Here is a 3,852-nt window from a genome sequence, read left to right as displayed (position 1 = left end):
CACCCCGGTAGCCGCCACCGCCACCACGGGGGCCGCCCCGACGGGGGCCGCCGCGGCCGCGGCGCTCGCGCACGGGCTCCGGCGGCTCGATCCACGGCTCCCAGGAGGGCTCCTTGGCTCCGGTCACCTCGCTGAGCAGCTCGTCGCCCGGGTTGACCAGGTGCTGCTTGGCCTCGACACCGGCGTCGCTGAGCAGGCGGCGGGCCATGCGGCGCTGGTTGGGCGCCACCAGGGAGACCACCAGGCCGGAGGCACCCGCGCGGGCGGTGCGGCCGCCGCGGTGCAGGTAGTCCTTGTGGCCGGTGGGCAGGTCGACGTTGACCACCATGTCGATGCCGTCGACGTGGATGCCGCGGGCGGCGACGTCGGTGGCGACCAGGGCCTGGATGCGGCCCTCACGGAACTTGGCCAGGGTGCGGGTGCGCACGCTCTGGGTCTTGCCGCCGTGCAGGGAGGCGCAGGGGACACCGGCCTGGGCCAGCTGCTCGCTGATGGTGTCGGCGCGGTACTTGCTGCGCACGAACAGGATCGTGCGGCCCTCGCGCGCGGCGATCTGGGTGACGATCGTGTTCTTGTCGCGGGGCAGCACCTTGAGCAGGTGGTGCTCCATCTTGGCGACCTGCGAGACCGGCGGGTCCACGGAGTGGGTGCGCGGCTCGTTCATGTACTTGCGGACCAGCTTGTCGACGTCGCCGTCGAGCGTGGCCGAGAACAGCAGGGTCTGGCCGTCGGGGCGGACCTGGTCCAGGAGCTCGCTGACCTGCGGCATGAAGCCCATGTCGCACATCTGGTCGGCCTCGTCCAGCACCGAGACCTCCACGTCGCCCAGGTCGCAGGCGCCCTGGTCGATCAGGTCGGACAGACGGCCCGGGGTGGCGACCAGGACCTCGACGCCGCGGCGCAGCTCGTTGATCTGGCGGGTGTAGGAGCTGCCGCCGACGACGTCGCCCACGCGCACGCCCACGATGCGGGCGTAGGTGCGCAGGGCGTCGCGGACCTGGTGGGCCAGCTCGCGGGTGGGCACCAGGATCAGGGCCCGGGGCCGGTTGGCGGCGGCGCGGCGCTCGGCGGCGCGCATCAGGACCGGCAGGCCGAAGGCCAGGGTCTTGCCCGATCCGGTGCGGCCGCAGCCGAGGACGTCGCGGCCCTCGATGGCGTCGGGAATGGTGGCGGCCTGGATCGGGAACGGGGTGGTCACACCGTTCCTGGCCAGCTCCTCGACGATGTCCTGGGGCAGTCCCAGGCTGTCGAAGGCAGGCGTTACGGCAGTGTCCGTCGTCAAGTGACGTGTACCTTCCTCATCGTTTGGCGGCGTTTCGAGGAAGGCTTCACACGGCCATGACCGACCCAGCGAAGAAATCACACAAACGCGCCTGATCACACGCGGAAGCGGGCCCCATCATGTGCGTGGGGCTCCTGAGCTCGTGAGATCCTCACTGGCGTGGGGGGACGAGCGACTCTTCGGGTCAAGAGTGGCGCCGACCGGGTCGGCACGCTCTCCGCGTCTTGCGCGGCCTCGGCGCGCTCGGATGCGCGCGGCATGTCACGACCGCTCGTAGAAGAGTACTAGAGATCCTCCCACGACGGGGACCGGGTGGGGGTTTTCGACCGGTGACAAGGGTCTCCCCCTCCCGTCCACATCTTCGCGCGACCGCCGGGTACGCGGCGTCGCCCCTGGTCCGGGGCAGGAGGACGGGAGGCGGAGCGCTAGCGGGATCCGTCGACCGAGGCCCGGGCCAGGGCGGCGAGCCGGGCGGCCTGCGCCGCGCGCTCGGCCTCGGCCTGCCGCTGGAGGGTGTTGCCCGCGGCCTGCTGGAGCAGGGCCTTGGTGGCGGTGGCGGCCGCGCGGTCGGTGGCGAGCAGGGCGGCCACGACGTCGTCCACCGCGGCGGAGAGTTCGTCCGCGGGGACCACGAGCTCGGCCAGGCCGAGGTCACGCGCCTCCTGGGCGCCCACGCGGCGGGCGGTCAGGCAGATCTCGATCGCGCGGTTGACGCCGACGATGTCGACCAGGGGCTTGGTGCCGGTGAGGTCGGGGACCAGCCCCAGGGCGGGCTCCTTCATGCACAGCTGGGCGTCGTCGGCCAGGATGCGCAGGTCGCAGGACAGGGCCAGCTGGAAGCCCGCGCCGATGGCGTGGCCGCGCACGGCGGCGACGGTGACCAGGTCGGGGCGGCGCAGCCAGAGGAAGCCCTCCTGCAGGCCGGCGATGTAGTCCCGCACCTCGGCGTCGGAGGCGGTGCCGTCGGCCAGGCCCGCGACCATGGAGCGCTCGCCGTCGACGCCCTCGGGGCTGAACATGCCGAGGTCGATCCCGGCGGAGAAGATGTCGCCGTCCCCGTCGATGACGACGATTCGGACGTCCTCGGAGAGGGTCTGGCCGATGCGGGCCAGCGTGGTCCAGGTGCGCCCGGTCATCGCGTTGCGGCGGTCGGGGCGGCTGATGGTGACGTGGGCGACCGGCCCCCGCACCACCAGCCTGAGCCTGGCCCGGGAGAGCTCCTCCTCGGTGGGCGCCGGTCCGGACCCGTTCGTCGCCTGTGCCATGGGTTCCTCCGTCGTGTTCGGGGTCACCCCCGGATATTACCCATCGGTAACACAGGGCGGCCAGCGGGCCGGGCCGCGACGCCTCACGCCTTGCGCGTGGGGCCTCCGCGACCGCGCAGTTCCACCCCGGCCTCACTCAGGAGCCGGTGGACGAAACCGTAGGACCGTCCGGTGGCCGCCGCCAGCATGCGGATGCTCTCCCCCGCGTCGTAGCGGCTCTTGAGCTGGGCGGCGAGCGCGGAACGGTCCTCCCCCGCCAGCCGTGGGCGCTTGATCGGCGCGTCGTTCACTCACTCACTCCTCAGAGTCGTCGGATCACCCGTCGTGGGACACCCTCATGATCCGGTATCGGGCCCGCGGACCGCCACACCACGCGGACGCCCCGCCGAGAACACCTTTTTCGGCACGGGGCGAACACTGACCGAAAAGAGGGGAGGTGAACCTCCCGGGCCCGCCGGGCGTCCACCTCCCCACACCCCGCGTCCGCCGCGGGCGGCGTCAGGCCAGCGCGATGAGGTCCTCGAACTCGGCGTTCCACACGTCCTCGACGCCGTCGGGCAGGAGGATGACCCGCTCGGGCTGGAGGGCCTCGACCGCGCCCTCGTCGTGGGTGACGAGCACGATCGCGCCCTTGTAGTTGCGCAGCGCCGCCAGGATCTCCTCGCGGCTGGCCGGGTCGAGGTTGTTGGTGGGCTCGTCCAGCAGCAGCACGTTGGCGCTGGAGACCACCAGCGTGGCCAGCGCCAGCCGGGTCTTCTCACCGCCGGAGAGCACGCCCGCGGGCTTGTCCACGTCGTCGCCGGTGAACAGGAACGAGCCCAGCGTGCGCCGCGCCTCGACCTCCGGCAGGTCCGGGGCCGCGCTCATCATGTTCTCCAGCACGGACCGGTCCACGTCCAGGGTCTCGTGCTCCTGGGCGTAGTAGCCGAGCTTGAGCCCGTGACCGGGCACGACCCGGCCCGTGTCGGGTGTCTCGACACCGCCGAGCAGGCGCAGCAGGGTGGTCTTGCCCGCGCCGTTGAGGCCCAGGATCACCACGCGGCTGCCCCGGTCGATGGCCAGGTCCACCCCGGCGAAGATCTCCAGGGACCCGTAGGACTTGGACAGGCCCTCGGCCATGAGCGGCGTGCGGCCGCTGGGCGCCGGGTCGGGGAAGCGCAGCTTGGCCACCTTGTCGGACTTGCGCACGCCCTGCACGCCGTCCAGGAGGCGGTCGGCCCGGTTGAGCATCTGCTGCGCGGCGCGCGCCTTGGACGCCTTGGCCCGGAAGCGGTCGGCCTGCTTGCGCAGGGTGTCGGCCTGCTT

Annotated in this window: 4 protein-coding genes; all 4 read right to left on the bottom strand. The window is 72.4% G+C overall.

All coding sequences use genetic code 11. The features are described from left to right. On the bottom strand, nt 1-1,282 hold a 1,282-nt coding region (locus tag DQW06_RS23020), incomplete at its 3' end, for a DEAD/DEAH box helicase (RefSeq protein ID WP_157983576.1). A gap of 425 nt (nt 1,283-1,707) precedes the next feature. Further along, complete coding sequence (locus DQW06_RS23015; RefSeq protein WP_117199293.1) at nt 1,708-2,547, bottom strand: enoyl-CoA hydratase/isomerase family protein; 840 nt, start codon at nt 2,545-2,547, stop codon at nt 1,708-1,710. Nucleotides 2,548-2,630: 83 nt separating this feature from the next. Then, the gene (locus DQW06_RS23010) at nt 2,631-2,837 is read right to left on the bottom strand and encodes a helix-turn-helix domain-containing protein (RefSeq protein WP_013153820.1); all 207 of its coding nucleotides are present in this window, start codon (nt 2,835-2,837) and stop codon (nt 2,631-2,633) included. A gap of 208 nt (nt 2,838-3,045) precedes the next feature. Continuing rightward, on the bottom strand, nt 3,046-3,852 hold an 807-nt coding region (locus DQW06_RS23005; protein WP_157983575.1), incomplete at its 5' end, for an ATP-binding cassette domain-containing protein.

Source organism: Nocardiopsis sp. TNDT3, from assembly GCF_003427465.1.
GTDB lineage: Bacteria > Actinomycetota > Actinomycetes > Streptosporangiales > Streptosporangiaceae > Nocardiopsis > Nocardiopsis dassonvillei.
The sequence above is the reverse complement of the archived record's forward strand: the minus strand, read 5'-3'. Positions and strand labels throughout refer to the sequence as shown.

Excerpts from the sequence above, each read along its gene's own strand:
- DQW06_RS23015 (WP_117199293.1), bottom strand. The coding sequence starts at position 2,547 with ATGGCACAGGCGACGAACGGGTCCGGACCGGCGCCCACCGAGGAGGAG.